The organism is Empedobacter falsenii (assembly GCF_013488205.1).
Classification (GTDB): Bacteria; Bacteroidota; Bacteroidia; order Flavobacteriales; family Weeksellaceae; genus Empedobacter; species Empedobacter falsenii_C.
This window is the reverse complement of record NZ_CP040908.1, coordinates 3,693,739-3,713,649: the sequence shown is the minus strand read 5'-3', so window position 1 is coordinate 3,713,649 and position 19,911 is coordinate 3,693,739. Positions and strand designations below refer to the sequence as shown.

Genomic DNA, 19,911 nt, shown 5'->3' with positions numbered 1-19,911 from the left:
TTTATAGTCGTTTATCAACTTCTTCTTTAGGCAAAGCCCCTTTTACATCATAAATCACACCATTTTCTTTTAAATAATCATTTAACTGAAGATTTAAAAATTCGTCGTGTGAAACAGTCAAGATAATCGCATCAAATTTAGATCCTTCGATAAGTTCTGAATGACATTTTATTCCATATTCGTGCATCACCTCTGTTGTGTTAGCCCAAGGATCTAAAGTTGTCACCTCTATTCCATATTCTTCTAATGCATTAATTACATCAATTGCTTTCGAATTACGAATATTAGGGCAATTTTCTTTAAAGGTAATTCCTAAATTTAGAACTCTTGCTCCTTTTACTTTTATATCGTTATTTATTAACAATTTAACAACTTGCGAAGCTACAAAAGCTCCCATCGAGTCATTTAATCGTCTTGCTGCTAAAATCAATTCAGAATAATAACCAATTTCTTGTGCTTTTTGAGCCAAATAAAATGGATCAACACCAATACAATGTCCTCCAACAAGACCTGGTTTGAATGGTAAAAAATTCCATTTAGTTCCAGCAGCTTCTAAAACATCGTTTGTATCAATATCCATTAGCGAAAAAATCTTCGATAATTCATTGATAAATGCAATATTGATATCACGCTGCGAATTTTCGATCACTTTTGAAGCTTCTGCAACCTTGATTGTAGGTGCTAAATGAGTCCCAGCAACAATTACTGATTGATATAAATCATCAACAATTTTTCCAATTTCTGGCGTTGAACCTGATGTTACTTTTAAAATTTTCTCAACCGTATGTTTTTTATCTCCAGGATTAATTCGCTCTGGCGAATATCCCGCATAAAAATCTTGGTTAAACTTCAATCCCGAAAATTGTTCCAATACTGGAATACATTCTTCTTCTGTAACACCTGGATAAACCGTTGATTCGTAAATAACAATATCATTTGGTTTTAACACTTTACCTACCGTTTCCGAAGCTTTTTTCAAAGGAGTCAAGTCTGGTCGATTATTTTTGTCCACTGGCGTAGGAACGGTTACCACATAAATTGTAGCATCTCTAATATCTTCTGTATTTGAAGAGCAAAACAGTCCGTTTTGAGATTCTTCGACAAGGTCAGAATGTGAATTAAAAGGGTTTTGTTTAACTAAAACATTTTGTAGAACATTATTTTCAACTTCTAAAGTTGAATCAATTCCACTATTTAATTCAGCAATACGTTTCTGATTGATATCAAACCCAACAACAGGGTATTTTGTTGCAAATAATCGAGCCAAAGGTAAACCTACGTACCCTAAGCCAATTACTGCTATTTTATGTTGTTGATTCATTTATTATAATATTTTCTGTACCATTGTACAAAGTTATACACTCCTTTGTCAACAGGATAATTAGGATTATAACCAAATTTATCTTTCAACTCTTGGACATCAGCCCATGTTTGATTGACATCTCCTGCTTGCATCGGATACATTTCTAAAATAGCTTTTTCACCTGTCGAAAGCTCAACTTCTTTGATAAAATCCATTAATTGAACAGGTTTACTATTCCCAATATTGTATAATTGGTATTTTTCTTTAATATTTTTATCTTCAAGTATTTTGTCTATTCCTTGAATAATATCATCAATGTAAGTGAAATCACGTGACAAATCACCGTGATTAAAAACTTTTAAGGGTTGATGATTCAAAATAGCATCTGTAAACAAAAACATGGCCATATCTGGTCGTCCCCAAGGTCCATAAACCGTGAAAAAGCGCAAACCTATCGTTTGGAAATTGTATAAATGACTATACGCATGCGCCATTAGCTCGTTTGCTTTTTTAGTAGCTGCGTATAAACTAATAGGATGATCAACGTTTTGATTTGTTGAAAAAGGAACATCTGAAGAGTTTCCGTAAATACTTGAACTACTTGCGTACAGTAATTTTTTGACGTTATAATTTCGGCAACATTCTAAAATATTTAGAAAACCAACTAAATTACTCTGTCCATAGGCATCAGGATTTTCGATACTATAACGAACACCAGCCTGAGCTGCCATATTAACAACCGAATCAAAAGAATATTCTTTAAAAAGTTGAGCTAATGACTCTTTGTCTTCTAAATTCATTCGATAGAAAATCATCTTTTCTTCGTGTTTAGAAGATAGAACTTTCTGATCAAAATTTGAAGCAAATTCTTGATTGATTCCTAATTCTTTTAATCGATCATATTTTAACTGAATAGTGTAATAATCGTTAATATTATCAATTCCAACAACTTTGATATTTTTTTCGATTAATTTTTCAGCTAAATGGTAACCTATAAAACCAGCTACACCAGTTATTAATACTGTTTTCATTATTTCTCCTTTTCAGAAGTCGCAACTACTTTTCTTAATCCAGAACTAGAGAAGCGGTGTGTACGCTTGTTGTAGTAAATTTGAATATTATTATCTAAACAATATTGTTTTCCCGTAAAGTCGATATTTCGATATTCTTCGCCAATAACTCTAACATTTATTGGTAAAGCACTTAACATATCAAACAAATCTTGTTCGGTTTCGTAGGGAATGATTTCGTCGACATATCGACAACCTTCTAATTGAATATAACGCTCTACAATAGATTGAGTAGGACTATTTTTTGAAGGGTCTACACTTGCAGGATCAGTATTAAGCCCTACAATTAAGTAGTCGCATTGTCTTTTGGCTTCTTCGAGCATCATCACATGACCTGCATGAAGAAGGTCAAATATACCGAATGTAATTCCCGTTGTCATTTTATAATAATATTGTTGGAACGACAAATTTAAGGATTTATATTGAATTAATTTTAAGCTTTTATGACATAAAAAAAGCACTCAAATCGAGTGCTAAGTATTTAAATTAATTCAGAATTTATTTTTTCTAAATGCGTGTAAACATTCTTTACTTCCTGCGAATATTCTTTTTGTAGAATTAAATTCGCTGTCGGGGTATTCACAAAAATGGTATTTTGCAAACCAACAAAAGAAGTATAAACATCTGTTCCAATCACCATGTTTCCATTACGATCGACATAATGTCCGTTCATTATAAAATAATCATACAACGATTCGAAAGAACCTAAATCATTCCAAACAAATTTTGCTGGAACTACTTTTATCTTCTTGCTTCGTTCCATTACGGCGTAATCGATACTATTTGATGGAATATTCATTGAAAGTTCTTCGTTCAATTCTCCGTTAATATTGTCAGACCAAGCAATTTTTGAAGCTTCGTAAATATCTTTCTCAAATTTCTTTAATTCTTTCAGTAAAATTTTTGCTTTGAAACAAAACATTCCACTATTCCACAAAAAGTTTCCTTGCTCGATAAAATCTTGCGCAGTAATATGATTTGGTTTTTCGCGGAAAGAAAGTACATTATCTCCTTTGTGCTCAATATAACCATAACCCGTTTCTGGACGAGTCGGATGAACACCAAATGTTACGATATAATCTTTTTCGGCTAGCGCAATCGCTTTTTTCATTGCAACTTGATAAGCTTCCATATCTTCAATCAAATGATCAGATGGTGTAACAATTAGAATATCATCATCCTCAACTGCTAAAGCTGCAAATGCAATTGCCGCTGCTGTATTACGTGGAACAGCTTCTACAATTTTTGTGTATTCAACATCAAGTTTATCTAAAACTTCTTGACTTAAATGGTCATTATCTTTATTCCCAATCACAATTAATTTATCGGCAATTGGACGATTACGTTGAATCGTTAACTCAAATAATGATTGCTCATTAAACAAAGGTAAATATTGTTTTGGATGGCTTTTACGAGAAAGTGGCCATAAACGACTTCCTACTCCTCCAGATAATATCACGTTATAAATACACATAAATTCTTCTAATTCGAACTGACGAAGTTAATAAATTATATTTTAACAAATCTTTTAAAATCATTTTTTTCTTTAACATACAAAAAAAGCGTTCAAAAATTGAACGCTTTAAACTATTATTATTGATTTTATTAAATCATCGAAATACGTAATGTATTTGTAATTCCTTTCTCAAATGCTGGCATTGCATTAAGATTGATGATATAATCACCATATTCTACATAACCTGCATTTTTCGCCAAGATATTTACCTCAGTTACCGTTTGATCGGTAGAAGTATCGCGAGGATCGTAATTGATTGCTTTCACTCCCCACAACAAATTCAACATACGGTTAATACGTTTACTTGGGTTGAATACCAAGATAAATGAATTTGGACGATGAGAAGAAATTTGGAAAGCTGTATAACCAGAATACGTTAAAGTTGCAATTGCTTTCGCTCCTGTATCTTCTGCCATTCTAGCCGCATTATAACAAACCATATCAGTTACAAAACGTTCGTTTTTGATCTTTGGTTTGTGTTCTGGTACATGTACGTGATCATCATCTTCAACAGTTTGAAGAATTTTTGTCATTTTCTCGATAACTTGTACAGGATATTGTCCTACAGAAGTTTCTCCAGATAACATTACCGCATCCGCACCATCAAAAACTGCATTTGCAACGTCAGAAACCTCAGCACGAGTTGGTGTCAAACTAGAAATCATTGTTTCCATCATTTGCGTTGCAACAATAACTGGTTTACGAGCTAATTTCGCTTTGTCAATTAATTTTTTTTGGGCTTTTGGAACGATTTCAAACGGAACCTCAACTCCTAAATCTCCACGAGCAACCATTAATCCATCAGAAAATTCTAAAATATCATCAATATTTTCTAATGCTTCTGGTTTTTCGATTTTAGAGATAATTGGAATTTTTAATGTTCCATTTTCTTTGATAAATTCTGATAAATCTTTTACATCTTGTCCAGAACGAACGAAAGATAATGCAAACCAATCTACACGATTTTCGATTGCGAATTTTGCATCTTCTTTATCTTTTTCTGTTAAAGCTGGTAAAGAAATATTTGTATTTGGTAAGTTAACTCCTTTTTTAGAACGCAATGGACCTCCTTGAATCGTTTCTGCTTTTACAGTATCCGTTCCGTTTGTCTCGATTACTTTGAAGATTAATTTTCCGTCATCAATCAAAATATTTTCTCCCACTTGCACGTCTTGCGCAAACTTTTTGTACGTCATAAAAACTTTTTCTTTCGTTCCTACAACATCTTCGTTTGTGAAAGTTAAAATATCTCCTGGATTGATGATAAAATCTTCGTGTTCCATTTTTCCAATACGTAACTTAGGACCTTGTAAATCTGCTAAAATTGCTGTATTGTAGCCATGATCGTTATTTAATTGATGAATTGTTTCAATCTTACGTTTCACATCCGCATAATCTGCGTGTGAAAAGTTGATACGGAACACATCTGTTCCTTTTCTCATCATTTCTAATAAAATCTCTGGACTTTCTGTTGCCGGACCTAAAGTCGCGACAATTTTTGTCTTTTTAAGATATTGTCTATCGTAAATCATAATTTTTCCCTTTTTTTATGCACAATATTTTGTTAGAAAACCAATTGATCTGCATTGTTAATCAAATCGATATCTATTTTTTTGATCGTTTTTATAAAATCTTTTTCTACAAATGGTAGTTGAAGATATTGTAGTTCATCTTCCCAACCAGAGATTTTTACAACATAATTGCAATCCTTGTAATTTGGTACAAGAATAACGCTCTCTTTGAAAAGATTTGATAAATCTACTTCATTTTTTTTAAAATCGGATTGATTTGGTGTATTTTTAATGATATGATAATCTATTTTATTTGCTTCATCTAACCATTGATAGGTTTCGAAAAAATAAGTATGCTCATCTAACCGAATATCCAAATCGTGAATACGCTCAAAACGCGTATCAAAAGTAGAGTTGAGATGGAAAATAAATTGTGTAGAAGTGTTAAAACTAGAATTTACGCCTATGAGATGAAAATCTATCCAATCATCATATAAGAGTAATTCTGCCATGTTTCTAAACTTTTTCTATTTTCTTTTGTAGCGAATAGTAGGCGCGTTTTGCTGCACTTTCCTCCGCTTTCTTTTTAGAAGTTCCTCTCCCTTTCGAGATGACTTTATCATTGAGACGGATAACTGATACAAAAACCTGCAAATCTTCTGCGTTTTGCTCCTCAAATGTATTGAATCTTATCGTATTTCTCGTTTTTTGACTCCATTCCAAAATCAACGATTTGTGACTTGTAATCGTGTGTTCCAAACGATCTAAATCCGCATAAGGGTCAATAATTTTGATTTGAATAAATTTTTGTACAGCATCTATGCCTCCATCAACATAAATTGCTCCTACCAACGCCTCCAACATATCACCATTTACGTCTTCACCCAAATTGTTGTGATTGTTCATTGGATCCAAATAATCTAACAAGCCAAGTTGTTTGGAAACGGCATTCAATTGTTTACGCGAAACAATTTTAGAGCGCATTTTTGTCAAATAACCTTCTTGTTGATCGGGCGCTTTGTAGTATAAGTACATTGCTGCAGAAGCACCAAGTAATGCATCTCCTAAAAACTCTAATCTTTCAAAGTTTATACTGTTTCCATTTTCATCTTTTTTCTGTGCAGATCTGTGGGTAAATGCTTCTTTAAAAACCTCAACATTGCGAGGAGTATAACCCAAAATCGACTTCAAAAATTTCAAAAAAGGATCAGATGAATTTGAATCATCACGATGATTTTTAAAAGAAAATAATTTTTTTAAGAAAGACATTACTTATACTTCTTAAATATCACACAAGCATTGTGACCACCGAAACCAAAAGTATTACTCAATGCATAATCTACATTTTTCTCTTTTGCTTTGTTAAATGTATAATCGATTTTCGGATCAAGATTTTCATCATCCGTAAAATGATTAATTGTTGGTGGAACGATACTGTTATTGATTGCTCCAATAGCCGAAATCGCTTCAATAATCCCTGCGCCACCTAATAAGTGACCAGTCATAGATTTTGTTGAATTGATTTGAATATTATAAGCATGTTCTCCAAATAATTTTTGAATAGCTTTAGATTCTGCAATATCTCCTAATCCAGTCGATGTACCATGCATATTAATATGATCTACATCTTCTACACTGATATTTGCGTCTAATAAAGCCTCTCTCATCACATTAAGTGCGCCTAATCCTTCTGGATGCGGTGCTGTAATATGGTGAGCATCTGCTGTCATTCCTGTCCCTACTAATTCTGCATAAATTGTAGCTCCACGCGCAATTGCATGTTCGTATTCTTCTAAAATAATACTTCCAGCCCCTTCTCCCATTACAAAACCGTCGCGGTCTTTGTCGAATGGACGAGAAGCAGTTTGTGGATCATCATTTCGTGTAGATAACGCATGTAATGCATTGAAACCTCCAATACTTGCAGCTGTAATCGCAGCTTCTGACCCTCCTGCAACAATTGCATCAGCTTTTCCAAGTCTTAATAACATGTAAGCATCAATAATTGCGTTTGTAGAAGAGGCACATGCCGAAACAGTTGTATAATTAGGTCCCATAAGACCAAATTCCATTGAAATATGACCAGGCGTGATATCTGCAATCATCTTAGGGATAAAGAAAGGATTGAAACGTGGTGTTCCATTTCCTGTTGCGTAATTAGAAACTTCTTCTTCAAAAGTTTTAATTCCACCGATACCAGATCCCCATATAACGCCGATACGCTCTTTGTTTACATTTGCATCTTCTAAGATTCCACTGTGTTTTATTGCCTCTCTAGCTGCAATAATTCCCAATTGGGCACAACGGTCAATTTTTCTTGCCTCTTTACGATCAAAATGATCTTCGATATTGAAGTTCTTGATCTCACAAGCAAATTGTGTCTTAAAAAGAGTTGCGTCAAAAAGCGTAATAGGCGCAGCGCCACTTACACCATTCACTAATCCATTCCAATATTCTTGGTATGTATTTCCGATTGGTGTTAGCGCGCCTAAACCTGTTACTACTACTCTTTTTAATTCCATAAAATAGGAACTATTACTTGTTTAAGTCTTCGATGTATGTTACAGCTTGACCTACAGTAGAAATTTTTTCTGCTTGATCGTCTGGAATTTGGATATCAAATTCTTTTTCGAATTCCATGATTAATTCTACTGTGTCTAATGAATCAGCTCCTAAATCGTTAGTGAAACTTGCTTCTAGCGTAACTTCGCTTTCGTCAACTCCTAATTTATCTACGATAATCGCTTTCACTCTTGATGTAATGTCAGACATAATTTTCTAATTTTAATTGTTGTAAACTAGTGCAAAAATATAAAACTTATATTAAATACAAGCTTTTTTTTATATGCACGCATAAGAACTTGCAAATATAAGCTGAATAAATATTCACGAAAACGTTTAAGTGAATGACATAAGTCAAATTTTTCACGCTTTTTTTTATTGTAACTTTGTGCAAAGTTTTTACCTTTAATATTTTAAAATACTATAAAAATCACAAAAATGAGCATAGAATTGGCATCTTACGGAATAAAAAATTCCAAAATTAACTATCAATTATCTCCTGAAGAGCTTACGGAGAAAATGGTAGAGCTAGGACAAGGAGAAATTACATCTTCTGGAGCAGTAAATATGTTAACAGGAGAATTTACAGGACGTTCGCCTAAAGATCGTTTTATTGTAAAAGATGATATTACAGCAGAAAACGTTTGGTGGGATGGAAACATCAATATTCCTTTCGATTCTGATAAATTTGACGCTTTGTATGATAAAGTTGTTGAGCATTTAAGCAACCGCGAAATTTATGTACGCGATGCTTTTGCTTGTGCTGATGATGCTTACAAAACAAAAATTAGAGCAATTACAGAAACTCCTGCTGCTAATTTATTTATCTATAACATGTTTATTCGTCCAACGGAAGAAGAATTAAAAAACTTTGGTGATGCTGAATGGACAATTATCAATGCACCAACTTTTGTTGCAGACGCTAATGAAGATGGAACAAGACAACACAATTTCTCTATCTTAAATTTTAAACGTAAAATCGTTTTAAACGGTGGAACTGGTTATACAGGAGAAATGAAAAAAGGAATTTTTTCTGCCTTAAACTTCATCATGCCAGTATTCAGAAATACTTTACCAATGCACTGTTCTGCAAACTCTGGTGAAAACGGAGATACAGCAATGTTCTTTGGTTTATCTGGAACAGGAAAAACAACTTTATCGGCAGATAAAAACAGACGTTTGATTGGTGATGATGAGCACGGATGGACAGAAGACAATACTGTTTTCAATTTTGAAGGTGGTTGTTACGCAAAAGTTATCAACTTATCTCCAGAAGGTGAGCCAGAAATTTTTGCAGCGATCAAAGATGGAGCTTTATTAGAAAACTGTAAATTAATTCCAGGAACTAACGAGGTTGATTTTACAGATACATCTATCACAGAAAATACACGTGTTTCTTATCCAATTGATTATATCGAAAATATTGCAGTTCCATCTGTAGGAAAAAATCCTAAAAATATTTTCTTCTTATCGTTTGATGCTTACGGAGTTTTCCCTCCAATTGCAAAATTAAACCCAGATCAAGCGGCTTACTTATTTATCTCAGGATATACATCTAAAGTTGCTGGTACAGAAGCTGGTGTTACAGAGCCTCAAACTACATTTTCTACATGTTTTGGTGCGCCATTTATGCCGTTACACCCAACTAAATATGCTGAAATGTTGAGCGATAAAGTTGAGAAAACTGGTGTAAATGTTTGGTTAATCAATACAGGTTGGAATGGTAAAAAAGAGCGTATGTCTTTAAAAGATACACGTGCGGTTATCAATGCAGCTTTAAACGGAGATTTGAACAACGCAGAATTCAAAAAAGATCCTTATTTCGGGTTTGAAGTTCCAGTTGCAATCGAAGGTGTTGCTTCAGAAAAATTAAGTCCAGCGACTTCTTTTGATTCTACAGCAGCTTACGAAGCAAATGCGAAAGAATTAGCAGATAAATTCAAAGCGAACTTCAAGAAATTCGAAGAATTTGCAACGGCTGATTTATTAGCTGGTGGACCAACTATTTAAGGTTAAGATTGAGGTTGAGAATGAGTTTTTAACTCATTTTGAAAATCAGAAATAAATACAAAACCGAGCAAATTGCTCGGTTTTTTTTTATGTTTTTAAATTTTGGAATAAATCATCAAATAGATACATAGAAAATCAGTAGTTTACTCATCGTTTTTCATCTTTGATAAAAATTACATTTTCAAGTAAAAATCCTTTGTCAACTTAATATAATCTTCTGTGTATTGATGGCGATCGACTTCGATGATTAATTCTTTTTCTTCTACTTCTTTTTCATGAAAACTAAATTCTAACAACACACGTTTTGTTACCGTTGTCGAATTCCCTTTGATATAAACGACTCTAGATAGTTTTAAAGCGTTTTGAGCCGCTATCATACAAAAATCACCCATTTGATCGTATGGAATTATAAAACTCGCTAATCCGTCTTTATGTAGTAATTCAGCAGTTTTTTTTATTAATTCTTCGAAAGTCAACGTTTCTTGCTGGCGTGCTTGTTTACGCGCATCAAAATCAACCGTATCATTCACCGTAAAAAAAGGTGGATTACTGACAATCAAATCATATTTTTTATTGGTTGAATAATCTTGAAGCGATGAATTAAAAATGGTTAATCGATCTGAAAAAGATGCATTCTCGAAATTTTCTTTTGCTTGTAAAAAAGCATCGTTATCAATTTCTATTGCCTCAATCATAGAAAGAGGAAAACGTTGCGCTAACATCAACGAAATTAATCCAGTTCCTGTACCAATGTCTAAAATAGTATTTCCACTTTTTAAATCAGCCCAAGCGCCAAGTAAAACACCATCTGTGCCTACTTTCATTGCGGTTTTATCTTGAAAAATTTCGAATTGTTTGAATCGAAAAGGTTTTCTATTCATTGTAAGGAATCAAAATGTAGAATGTTGTACCGACAGAAATTTCGGTTTCGAAACGAATTGATCCGTCATAATCGTCAATAATTTTTTTCACCATTGGCAAACCAATTCCCATTCCACTATTCTTTGTTGTAAATTTCGGAACAAAAATAGAATCTTGTGATTCGATAGGAATTCCATTCCCATTATCTTGAATGGTGATATGAAGAAAATCTTTAACTAACGCCACATCTACTCTCACTTTTGCTGTACGAGATTGTGGAATAGATTGAAACGCATTCTTAGTAATATTGGTAATAATTCGATTCATATATTGTTTATCAAAACGCATCATGATGATGTTAGGCGAATAATTAAATTCTATAAATTCCATCGGAAATACAAAAAGGGTATTTTTGATAACATCAACCACATCTATTTTTTCGTCTTTACGAGAAGGCATTTTAGCAAAATCTGAAAAAGCTTCGGCTATCGCAGAGATGGTATCAATTTGTTGCAATAAAATATTAGTTGTTCGCATCGTCTTTTCTTCAAGATTCGGATCATTGATATCAAATTTTCGCATATAATTCTGAATCATTAATCGCATTGGTGTTAATGGATTTTTGATTTCATGCGCCACTTGTTTTGCAAAATCTCTCCAGGCTTCTTCACGTTCTTGTTTAGCCAACAAATCTGATTGTTCCCGCAATCGGTACAACATATCATTATAAGAATCTACCAGAACCTTTATTTCATCGTTACCATCGTAACGAATCGGCATATTGTTTACAATAACTTCTGTTTCGCGAATACGATCTGCAAACGACCAAAGTTTATTAAGCGTACGTTTAGTAACAAAATAGACCGCAAATGTTCCAAACAAAAGAATAACTCCAAAAGCCAATCCATAACTACCAATTAATGTAAACATGTCTTGTTGTAAAAAATCTTGGTTAGATTGATAAGGTAGACAGAGAACAGCAATATTTTCGTTGTAATAATTTTTGATATGACTATAAGACGAATAAACATTGTTATCGTAAGCCGTATCTTTATTGGTTACAATAAAATCATTTGATTTTTGTAGTTGGTCTAATATTTTCTGAGGTAAAACATCATAAGTCGTTGAAACTGGCTGTGTGGTTAAAATTTTATTACCACGCAAATCATAAATTACAATATCGGTTTTATTGATATCAGCAATGCGAAGAAAACCATCTTCTAAAATGTCATGAATATTATCTTTGCTTGCTATCCCAGGGTAATTATCCATTTCATAATCTATCGCAGATTCTACCGCTCTAACTTTTCGTTTGAGAATATCTTCGTGATATTGTTTAGTTTGTGCATTGAAATGATTGGCAGTAATCAGCAAGATAGCTCCTGCTGTAAATAACAAAATCGTTACCATATAAATGATAATACGAACGGGTAGCGATAGGTTATTTTTTTTTCTAATCATTTTATTTTTGGAATAATCTTTTGACGTATTTTCCTAAGATATCAAATTCTAAATTCATTGTATCGCCAACTTTCACTTGATTAAGGTTTGTAAACTCCCAAGTATATGGAATAATTGCAACCGAAAACTGCCCTACTTTACTGTCAACAACTGTTAAACTAATTCCGTTAAGACAAATCGAACCTTTTTCTACTGTAACATTTCCAGACGATGCTTCATCATATTCTACTGTAACAAAAAAGCTACCATTTTGGTTTTCTATCGAAACAATTTTTCCGGTTTGATCTACATGACCCTGCACAATGTGACCATCGATACGACCATTGAATTGCAAACATCGTTCTAAATTGATTAAATCACCGTTTTTTAATGTGTTAAAATTTGTTTTTTGTAGCGTTTCCTCTATAGCAGTGACTTTGTAAAGCCCATCTTTGAAATCAACAACTGTTAAACAAACTCCATTATGTGCAACACTTTGATCAATTTTTAATTCATCACAAAAATCAGCCTCAATCCATAAATGTAAATTAGATTGATCTTTCTCCGCTTTAATAAGCTTTCCTACTCCTTCTACGATTCCTGTAAACATGATGTTATTTTTTGTGAAATTAATAATTAATTTAAACTTATAAATGAAAAAGGGATGATTTTAAAACATCATCCCTTAAATATATTAACTCTGTAATAATTTTTACTCTACAGTAACAGATTTTGCCAAGTTACGAGGCTGATCTACATTCTTACCTAATTTAACGGCAATCCAATATGATAATAATTGTAATGGAATAGCTGTTAAGATTGGAGAGAATTCTTCTGCTGTTTCTGGGATTACCACGTAATCATCTGCCATAGCAGTTACTTGCTCGTCACCATCATTAACGATTGCAATTACTTTAGCGCTACGAGATTTAATTTCTTGAATATTAGAAACTACTTTTTCGTAATAACCTTTTTTCGTTGCAATAACAATAACTGGCATATTTTCGTCCAATAAGGCGATTGGTCCGTGCTTCATTTCTGCTGCTGGATAACCTTCTGCGTGGATATATGAAATTTCTTTCAATTTTAATGCTCCTTCTAAAGCCGATGGATAGTTATATCCACGTCCTAAATAAATTGCATTTCTGTTGTCTTTGTATTTTTCTGCGATTTGATCAACAACACCTTCACAGTTGTCTAAAATTTGTTGAACTAAATCTGGAATACGCTCTAATTCGCGTGTTAACAACGTGAATTTTTCTGTTGATAATTCTCCATTGTGTTTACCTAATTTTAAGGCAATCAATGCTAAAATTGTTAACTGAGCTGTAAATGCTTTTGTTGATGCAACACCAATTTCTGGTCCTGCGTGTGTATAAGCACCTGCATCTGTAATACGAGCAATAGAAGAACCTACAACATTATTAATTCCGAAGATAAATGCTCCAGCCTCTTTTGCTAATTTAAGTGCTGCCAATGTATCTGCTGTTTCTCCAGATTGAGAAATTGCAATCACGACATCGTGTTTATTGATGATTGGATTACGGTAACGGAACTCTGATGCATATTCTACTTCTACAGGAATACGAGCGAAATCTTCGATCATATATTCTGCAACTAAACCTGCATGATAAGAAGTTCCACATGCAACAATGATGATACGTTTTGCATTCAAGAATTTTTCTTGATGATCCCAAATACCAGCCATTTTGATAACGCCTTCGTCTACTAATAAACGTCCACGCATTGTATCACGAATAGAACGAGGTTGTTCGTTGATTTCTTTTAACATGAAATGCTCGTAACCACCTTTTTCAATCGCTTCGATATTTAATTGTAACTCTTGAACATCTAAAGAAACCGCTTCGTTATTTTGGATTGTGCGTACATCAACTTCTTTGTCTAAAGTAATTGTTGCCATGTCACCATCTTCCAAATAAACCGCATCTTTTGTAAACTCGATAAACGGAGAAGCATCAGAAGCTACAAAAAATTCGTTTTCTCCAATACCAATTGCCAATGGAGAACCTAAACGTCCTACAACAATTGTATTTGCTTCTTCTTTGTCTAAAACTGCAATTGCATAAGCTCCAATCACTTCATTCAAAGCTAAACGAACTGCATCAGTTAAATTTAAGTTTTGTTCTTCTTGAAATAATTGAATAAAGTTTACTAAAACTTCTGTATCTGTATCACTATGAAAAACGTACCCTTTGTCTTTTAATAATTGTTTGATTGATTCATAATTTTCAATAATTCCGTTATGAACCAATACCAAACGTCCATTATTAGACATATGAGGATGAGAGTTTACATCATTTGGAACACCATGTGTTGCCCAACGTGTATGCCCAATTCCTAAATGAGGTGTTTTATCTAAATTTGCTGATTTATCTTCTAAATCTGAAACTTTTCCTTTTGTTTTTACCAATTCAAAATCGGTACCAGTAGAAAGAACTAAACCTGCACTATCATATCCACGATATTCTAGTCTTTTTAGTCCATTAATAATAATTGGGTACGCTTCGCGATGTCCAATATATCCTACAATTCCACACATAATATTTTATAGTATTTTAGTTAAATTCGTTAAATATAATACGCCCTATTTTTGAGAGTAATATACCAATAATTTCAATTTTTTATCCGCTACTTCCGAATTATTTCCATGTAAAACAATTCTGTATGGATTATAAGCTCTATTATTTTGATAAGGATTTGTACTATTAATAGTTGTTGCATAACTAACAGATGTTATAAAATTACCCATTGTAATAAACATCGTTTGATCTTTAAACTCATTTCCTTTCTCTAACATGCTTTTTAGATGTTTCGTGATATCAATTGTATAATAATCAGTATCTCCTTTTACAATAGGATTAAAGTGAACTGATGTAGGATATGCATTATAGAATTCTAAAACGTCTGCATACAATTCATTTATAACTTTATCATCTTTTTTGTAATTATTCCAAGCAACTAAATAAGGTGGTTTTGGGAAACCTGTAGAACCATCAATATAGAATTTTAATTTTGCACCAAGAATCACAATGTTACTTTTTGTCATCTCAGATTTTAATTCATCTAATTGCGTTTGATTGATTCTTAATTTTGCATAATTCCCACTCATTCCGCTTAAATACAATCTTGCATCACCATTCACTTCATCAGGTTTGATTGTAGAATAAGTTGAACCTACTGCATTGTTCACAATTTGAGAAGCAATAATATTTGCATTATTTGCAGTACCAGAATTCCACTGATTTGTCATATCAAAAGCATAAGTAACACTTACACGTTCTTTATAATCAGTATCAGTATCTTTTTTTTCAGTTGGATTCTTTTTAGAATAATACATATTCAAGTCAATTTTATTTGGATTAAAATTGACAATAAATCCATTTGATTCTTCTACAGAAAACTCTAAACCTTTGATATTTTCACGAATAAATGTTGCGTAATCAGAAAGTAATCCTGTTTTAGCATTTTTAATAATTTTTTCGTCAAAATAATCTGGATCTAAAGAAACTTTGTAACCAGGAACAACCTCAGAAATATTAGAAGTTCCAGTTTTTTGTTTAACAACTTTTCCTGTTACTGTTTTTCCGATTGTAGCTTTTCCAATTACTCTTGAATTAACAGAAATTGGCGTCTCAAGTCCACTTAATGTTGAAAAATATTTTGTGTCTTTGTATAAAACCGTATTAATGTCTTTAATTTTCAACGTCATTGTCAAATCCTTATTACCATACAAAGAATCTACTGCATACTTTGTTGTAATTTGGATTGTATCTGTATCTTTTGGTTTCTCTCCTGGTTTAGAAAGATTGATCGTATCTTTAGAAATTGGATCTTTAGTCGTGTTGTAATAAACTGGAATTACCAAATTCACAGAATCTACTTTAGGTTCTGTTCCAAAATCCTGATCACCAATAGACGAAGGTCTAATTTGTGTATAAAACTTAGAGGATGTAGAACCAAAAATTGGTTCGTTGTACACACCAAAAGCTCCATTTTGAAGTACAAATTTATCTGTACGAAGCGTATCAAAATTTGCATTAAAAGCAATAACATCTAAGGATTTTACATTTCCTTCTGCCTCACCTCTAATCACATTGTTATCTAATCCTAGTGTTTCATTCTCACACGAAACAATTGCTCCCATTCCAATCATCATTGCAACAGACACAGAAAGGACATTCAAAAATTTTTTCATTAATCTAAACAGATTTTAATTAGAGTTCATTACTTCCTCAAGATAGAAGTTATTGTAAACTTCTTTTGCTTGTTCTTTAGAACAATAGTCTAATAGAGGAATATTTTGTTGGTTGATATAGTTTTTCACATCTTCTGGAATCATCTCTTCTCCTTTCGCAACTGCATCTGCATATTGTAAAGAAGCTTGAATCATACCCAAATGTGTAGGTTTTTCTAAATATGTTTGTACATCAGCTTCTACCTTATCAAAAGCTAATTTTTTAACTAATTCGTTATCTAATTCTCCTTCAAATCCGTTGTCAAATAAAGAAACAACAACTTTCGCATCTTGAAAGAAAGGATCGTCAGAATAATATTTTTTTAGATACAATGGTACTAAACTAGACATCCAACCCATTACGTGAACAACATCTGGTTTCCAGTTTAATTTTTTTACTGTCTCTAAAACTCCTTTTGCGAAGAAAATAGAACGCTCGTCGTTATCAGAAAATAATCCATTATCTTCTCCATAAACTTCTTTACGTTTGAAATATTCTTCGTTATCAATAAAATACACTTGTAGTCTTTCTCCTGGAACAGAAGCGACTTTAATGATTAATGGTTGATCCAAATCATTAATAATCATGTTCATACCTGAAAGTCGTATTACTTCGTGTAATTGGTGTCTTCTTTCGTTAATTGCTCCAAATCTTGGCATAAAGATTCTTACATCTGCGCCACTACTTTGCATGATTTTTGGCAAATCTAATGCTTGTGAAGACATCGGATTTTCAGGAAAGTAAGGTACCATTTCTGTTGTTACATACAATATGCGCTTTCCTTCCATAATTTCTACTCTCTTTTCCTAATGAATAATAAGGCACAAATTTACAAAAAAATGTTGATATATTATTTGCTTATAGTAGCTTTGCGAGATATTAGTTTTTTTTTAACAAATCAATGTTATGGTTATATTTAACGAAAAGGAAAAATTAACTCCCGCAATCGTCGAGTTAAAAAACCAAAACAAAACCATTGGCTTTATCCCTACAATGGGCGCTTTACACGAAGGTCACATGTCTTTAGTCAAAGCTTCTAAAGCTCAAAACGACTACACAATCGTCAGCATTTTTGTCAATCCGACACAATTTAATAATGCAGAAGATTTAGCAAAATATCCTCGAACTGAGGAAAATGATAAAGAATTGTTAATGAAAAATGGATGTGATTTTGTCTATATGCCTACTGTTGAGGATTTATATGATGCAAATGAAGGTGCAAAACATTACGATTTTGGCACAATAGACCAAGTGATGGAAGGCGCTTCTCGCCCTGGACATTTTGATGGAGTTGCCACAATTGTTTGCAAATTATTCAAAGCAGTTCAACCAACAAGAGCATATTTTGGAGAGAAAGATTTTCAGCAAATTCGTATCATTCAAGAAATGGTAAAACAAGAAAATTTAGATGTCGAAATTGTTCCAATGCCAATTCATAGAGCAGATTCTGGTTTAGCATTTAGTTCAAGAAATGCACGTTTATCAACGCAACAAACTTCGGATGCCCCTCAAATTTATTCAATTTTATCGCAAGCTGTAACGCTAAAAAATGAAGGAAAAGATGTTGCTGAAGTAAAAGCTTTCGTCGAAAATGAATTCAAAAATTCTCCTTTCGAATTAGAATATTTTGAAATCACAGATGAAGAAACGTTATTGTCTATCGAACATTTTTCTGATGCCAAACATATTCGTGGATTTGTCGTTGCTTATGCAGGCGATGTACGTTTAATCGATAATATTCAGTTTTAATAAAATATAACAAATCCTTTACTCCAATCGAAAAATATTGGAACGGGTTTTGAAATTTATAAGTTCAGTGTAACTTTGCAAAATTATGATGATAGAAGTATTTCACTCTAAAATACATAGAGTTAAGGTAACAGACGCAAAATTAAACTACATCGGAAGTATTACAATCGATGAAGATTTGATAGATGCTGCAAATATGGTAGTTGGTCAAAAAATTCAAATTGTGGTTCAAGAAAACGGAGAACGTTTTGAAACTTACATTATTAAAGGAAAACGTGGAAGTGGAGAAATTTGTTTGAATGGACCAGCGGCACGTAAAGTACAAGTAGGTGATACTGTCATTTTAATCACGTATGCGATGATGGAATTTGAGGAAGCCAAAACCTACGAACCAACAATTGTTTTCCCTAACGAGAACAATCGTTTAGATTAAGAAATTAATTTTCAATAATTTATATGAAGAGTAAGATCAAACAATCGCTCTTCTTAATCATTGCTTCATTGTTAGCCGTTTTTTTTGTCGTGGTAACAGTGAAGCAAATTGATTTCGAACGAGTTGCAAAAGTTTTAAAACAAACCAATTATTTTTGGATTTTTGCATCTATGGCAATCAGTATTCTTACGTATTGGATACGCGCCGCTCGTTGGAATCTTCTTCTAAAACCGATGGGCTACAACACACAAACCTCATCTGGTTTTTGGGCTATTGCATTTGCATATTTTATGAATTTGACCATTCCTCGAAGTGGTGAAGTTGCTCGTGCAACAAGTTTCTATAAAATGGAAAAAGTGCCGTTTGAGAAATCTTTCGGAACAGTAGTTTTAGAACGTGTAATTGACGTTTTATTTTTGGGATTATTTTTCGGTTTAACACTTATTTTCAATTACGAAACATTCATCAAATTTGTTGAATTAGGAAACAAAGAAAAGGCACACCAACCAACAACAGAACCTTCTTTCTTAAAATATTACATCGCAATTGGAGTTCTTGTTTTAGGAATTGGATTAATTGCTATTTTCTGGAAAAAGATTAGTCAATTAAAGTTTTTTGAAAAGATTAAAACGTTTCTATTTGGACTTTGGGAAGGAATAAAATCAATCTCAAAATTAGAAAAAAGAGGTTTATTCATTTTTTATTCTTTCGCACTTTGGATTTGTTATTTTTTAATGACTTTTCTTGTTTTCTTCGCTTTTCCGGACACCAAAAATTTTGGAATACCAGAAGGTTTATTCCTATTGATTGCAGGATCTCTAGGAATGATTTTACCTGTTTCGGGCGGTTTGGCTTATCCGTATATTATGTCGATTGCATTTTCGGCAGTTTATTTAGCAAAAGGCGGAGATCAGCACGAAGGACGAGCAATTGGAGATTATTTTGGATTAATCCTTTATATAGCTCAAGTTGTATCAATGATTAGTTTTGGATTGATTGCTATTTACAAAATCGCACGAATTCGACGAGATTCTACACAATAGTTACATACCTCCAAAGCTACGATTCCAAAGTTTTACCATTTTATTGATTTCCCAAGGATTTATTTTATAAAATATTTTCATAATTATAAAGAAAATAAGATTGACTAACAGTACAAAAAGTAATTCCATAGCGAATAAGTTTTTATTAAATATACAT

The 19,911-nt window shown here is 32.8% G+C and carries 19 protein-coding genes; 4 read left to right on the top strand and 15 right to left on the bottom strand.

Annotation, left to right across the window (positions count from 1 at the left end; genetic code table 11):
* Position 1: 1 nt before the first annotated feature.
* The 9 genes from FH779_RS17310 to FH779_RS17270 form a co-directional block, all read right to left on the bottom strand.
* The gene (locus FH779_RS17310; RefSeq protein ID WP_180905576.1) at positions 2–1,321 is read right to left on the bottom strand and encodes a nucleotide sugar dehydrogenase; all 1,320 of its coding nucleotides are present in this window, start codon (positions 1,319–1,321) and stop codon (positions 2–4) included.
* Complete coding sequence (locus tag FH779_RS17305) at positions 1,318–2,334, bottom strand: NAD-dependent epimerase/dehydratase family protein (RefSeq protein WP_180905575.1); 1,017 nt, start codon at positions 2,332–2,334, stop codon at positions 1,318–1,320. Before FH779_RS17305 ends, FH779_RS17310 begins: the two co-directional genes overlap by 4 nt.
* Complete coding sequence (locus FH779_RS17300) at positions 2,334–2,753, bottom strand: adenylyltransferase/cytidyltransferase family protein (RefSeq protein WP_114998507.1); 420 nt, start codon at positions 2,751–2,753, stop codon at positions 2,334–2,336. Before FH779_RS17300 ends, FH779_RS17305 begins: the two co-directional genes overlap by 1 nt.
* A gap of 101 nt (positions 2,754–2,854) precedes the next feature.
* Positions 2,855–3,847: a mannose-1-phosphate guanylyltransferase gene (locus FH779_RS17295; protein WP_180905574.1), complete on the bottom strand. Its 993-nt coding sequence runs from the start codon at positions 3,845–3,847 to the stop codon at positions 2,855–2,857.
* 131 nt (positions 3,848–3,978) lie between these two features.
* Positions 3,979–5,421, bottom strand: a complete 1,443-nt coding sequence (pyk, locus tag FH779_RS17290) for a pyruvate kinase (RefSeq protein WP_180905573.1) — start codon at positions 5,419–5,421, stop codon at positions 3,979–3,981.
* A 32-nt stretch (positions 5,422–5,453) separates the two neighbouring features.
* On the bottom strand, positions 5,454–5,912 hold the full coding sequence (locus tag FH779_RS17285) for an IPExxxVDY family protein (protein WP_180905572.1): 459 nt from the start codon (positions 5,910–5,912) through the stop codon (positions 5,454–5,456).
* Between the two features lie 4 nt (positions 5,913–5,916).
* On the bottom strand, positions 5,917–6,669 hold the full coding sequence (gene rnc / locus FH779_RS17280) for a ribonuclease III (protein WP_180905571.1): 753 nt from the start codon (positions 6,667–6,669) through the stop codon (positions 5,917–5,919).
* Positions 6,669–7,922, bottom strand: a complete 1,254-nt coding sequence (gene fabF, locus FH779_RS17275; protein WP_125349147.1) for a beta-ketoacyl-ACP synthase II — start codon at positions 7,920–7,922, stop codon at positions 6,669–6,671. Before fabF ends, rnc begins: the two co-directional genes overlap by 1 nt.
* 13 nt (positions 7,923–7,935) lie before the next feature.
* Positions 7,936–8,172, bottom strand: coding sequence for an acyl carrier protein (locus FH779_RS17270; RefSeq protein WP_038336002.1), 237 nt, complete (start codon positions 8,170–8,172; stop codon positions 7,936–7,938).
* 228 nt (positions 8,173–8,400) lie between these two features.
* On the opposite strand from FH779_RS17270, the gene pckA reads away from it, so the two are divergent.
* A complete protein-coding gene (gene pckA / locus FH779_RS17265) occupies positions 8,401–9,972 on the top strand; it encodes a phosphoenolpyruvate carboxykinase (ATP) (protein WP_180905570.1) in 1,572 nt (523 codons plus the stop codon).
* A gap of 173 nt (positions 9,973–10,145) precedes the next feature.
* On the opposite strand, the gene FH779_RS17260 is transcribed toward pckA, so the two are convergent.
* The 6 genes from FH779_RS17260 to FH779_RS17235 form a co-directional block, all read right to left on the bottom strand.
* Positions 10,146–10,796, bottom strand: coding sequence for a tRNA1(Val) (adenine(37)-N6)-methyltransferase (locus FH779_RS17260; protein WP_244957988.1), 651 nt, complete (start codon positions 10,794–10,796; stop codon positions 10,146–10,148).
* 49 nt (positions 10,797–10,845) lie between these two features.
* Positions 10,846–12,294, bottom strand: coding sequence for an ATP-binding protein (locus FH779_RS17255; protein ID WP_244957987.1), 1,449 nt, complete (start codon positions 12,292–12,294; stop codon positions 10,846–10,848).
* 1 nt (position 12,295) lies between these two features.
* The gene (locus tag FH779_RS17250) at positions 12,296–12,883 is read right to left on the bottom strand and encodes a riboflavin synthase (RefSeq protein WP_180905568.1); all 588 of its coding nucleotides are present in this window, start codon (positions 12,881–12,883) and stop codon (positions 12,296–12,298) included.
* A 102-nt stretch (positions 12,884–12,985) separates the two neighbouring features.
* Positions 12,986–14,833 carry a glutamine--fructose-6-phosphate transaminase (isomerizing) gene (glmS, locus tag FH779_RS17245; protein WP_180905567.1) on the bottom strand — a complete coding sequence of 616 codons (1,848 nt, stop codon included), beginning with the start codon at positions 14,831–14,833 and terminating at the stop codon, positions 12,986–12,988.
* A gap of 45 nt (positions 14,834–14,878) precedes the next feature.
* Entirely contained in the window at positions 14,879–16,489 is a 1,611-nt protein-coding gene (locus tag FH779_RS17240) for a DUF4270 family protein (RefSeq protein WP_038336008.1), read from the bottom strand.
* 15 nt (positions 16,490–16,504) lie between these two features.
* Positions 16,505–17,317: a glycogen/starch synthase gene (locus tag FH779_RS17235; RefSeq protein ID WP_038336009.1), complete on the bottom strand. Its 813-nt coding sequence runs from the start codon at positions 17,315–17,317 to the stop codon at positions 16,505–16,507.
* A gap of 118 nt (positions 17,318–17,435) precedes the next feature.
* On the opposite strand from FH779_RS17235, the gene panC reads away from it, so the two are divergent.
* The 3 genes from panC (at position 17,436) to FH779_RS17220 (ending at position 19,754) form a co-directional block, all read left to right on the top strand.
* Complete coding sequence (gene panC, locus FH779_RS17230) at positions 17,436–18,278, top strand: pantoate--beta-alanine ligase (RefSeq protein WP_180905566.1); 843 nt, start codon at positions 17,436–17,438, stop codon at positions 18,276–18,278.
* A gap of 85 nt (positions 18,279–18,363) precedes the next feature.
* The gene (gene panD, locus FH779_RS17225) at positions 18,364–18,711 is read left to right on the top strand and encodes an aspartate 1-decarboxylase (RefSeq protein ID WP_180905565.1); all 348 of its coding nucleotides are present in this window, start codon (positions 18,364–18,366) and stop codon (positions 18,709–18,711) included.
* A 23-nt stretch (positions 18,712–18,734) separates the two neighbouring features.
* Complete coding sequence (locus FH779_RS17220) at positions 18,735–19,754, top strand: lysylphosphatidylglycerol synthase transmembrane domain-containing protein (protein WP_180905564.1); 1,020 nt, start codon at positions 18,735–18,737, stop codon at positions 19,752–19,754.
* Positions 19,755–19,911: the final 157 nt, after the last annotated feature.

Excerpts from the sequence above, each read along its gene's own strand:
- FH779_RS17270 (WP_038336002.1), bottom strand. The coding sequence starts at position 8,172 with ATGTCTGACATTACATCAAGAGTGAAAGCGATTATCGTAGATAAATTA.
- FH779_RS17235 (WP_038336009.1), bottom strand. The coding sequence starts at position 17,317 with ATGGAAGGAAAGCGCATATTGTATGTAACAACAGAAATGGTACCTTAC.
- FH779_RS17220 (WP_180905564.1), top strand. The coding sequence starts at position 18,735 with ATGAAGAGTAAGATCAAACAATCGCTCTTCTTAATCATTGCTTCATTG.
- pyk (WP_180905573.1), bottom strand. The coding sequence starts at position 5,421 with ATGATTTACGATAGACAATATCTTAAAAAGACAAAAATTGTCGCGACT.
- FH779_RS17260 (WP_244957988.1), bottom strand. The coding sequence starts at position 10,796 with ATGAAAGTAGGCACAGATGGTGTTTTACTTGGCGCTTGGGCTGATTTA.
- fabF (WP_125349147.1), bottom strand. The coding sequence starts at position 7,922 with ATGGAATTAAAAAGAGTAGTAGTAACAGGTTTAGGCGCGCTAACACCA.
- panC (WP_180905566.1), top strand. The coding sequence starts at position 17,436 with ATGGTTATATTTAACGAAAAGGAAAAATTAACTCCCGCAATCGTCGAG.
- FH779_RS17285 (WP_180905572.1), bottom strand. The coding sequence starts at position 5,912 with ATGGCAGAATTACTCTTATATGATGATTGGATAGATTTTCATCTCATA.
- panD (WP_180905565.1), top strand. The coding sequence starts at position 18,364 with ATGATGATAGAAGTATTTCACTCTAAAATACATAGAGTTAAGGTAACA.
- FH779_RS17240 (WP_038336008.1), bottom strand. The coding sequence starts at position 16,489 with ATGAAAAAATTTTTGAATGTCCTTTCTGTGTCTGTTGCAATGATGATT.
- rnc (WP_180905571.1), bottom strand. The coding sequence starts at position 6,669 with ATGTCTTTCTTAAAAAAATTATTTTCTTTTAAAAATCATCGTGATGAT.
- FH779_RS17305 (WP_180905575.1), bottom strand. The coding sequence starts at position 2,334 with ATGAAAACAGTATTAATAACTGGTGTAGCTGGTTTTATAGGTTACCAT.
- glmS (WP_180905567.1), bottom strand. The coding sequence starts at position 14,833 with ATGTGTGGAATTGTAGGATATATTGGACATCGCGAAGCGTACCCAATT.
- FH779_RS17250 (WP_180905568.1), bottom strand. The coding sequence starts at position 12,883 with ATGTTTACAGGAATCGTAGAAGGAGTAGGAAAGCTTATTAAAGCGGAG.
- FH779_RS17255 (WP_244957987.1), bottom strand. The coding sequence starts at position 12,294 with ATGATTAGAAAAAAAAATAACCTATCGCTACCCGTTCGTATTATCATT.
- FH779_RS17300 (WP_114998507.1), bottom strand. The coding sequence starts at position 2,753 with ATGACAACGGGAATTACATTCGGTATATTTGACCTTCTTCATGCAGGT.
- FH779_RS17310 (WP_180905576.1), bottom strand. The coding sequence starts at position 1,321 with ATGAATCAACAACATAAAATAGCAGTAATTGGCTTAGGGTACGTAGGT.
- FH779_RS17295 (WP_180905574.1), bottom strand. The coding sequence starts at position 3,847 with ATGTGTATTTATAACGTGATATTATCTGGAGGAGTAGGAAGTCGTTTA.
- pckA (WP_180905570.1), top strand. The coding sequence starts at position 8,401 with ATGAGCATAGAATTGGCATCTTACGGAATAAAAAATTCCAAAATTAAC.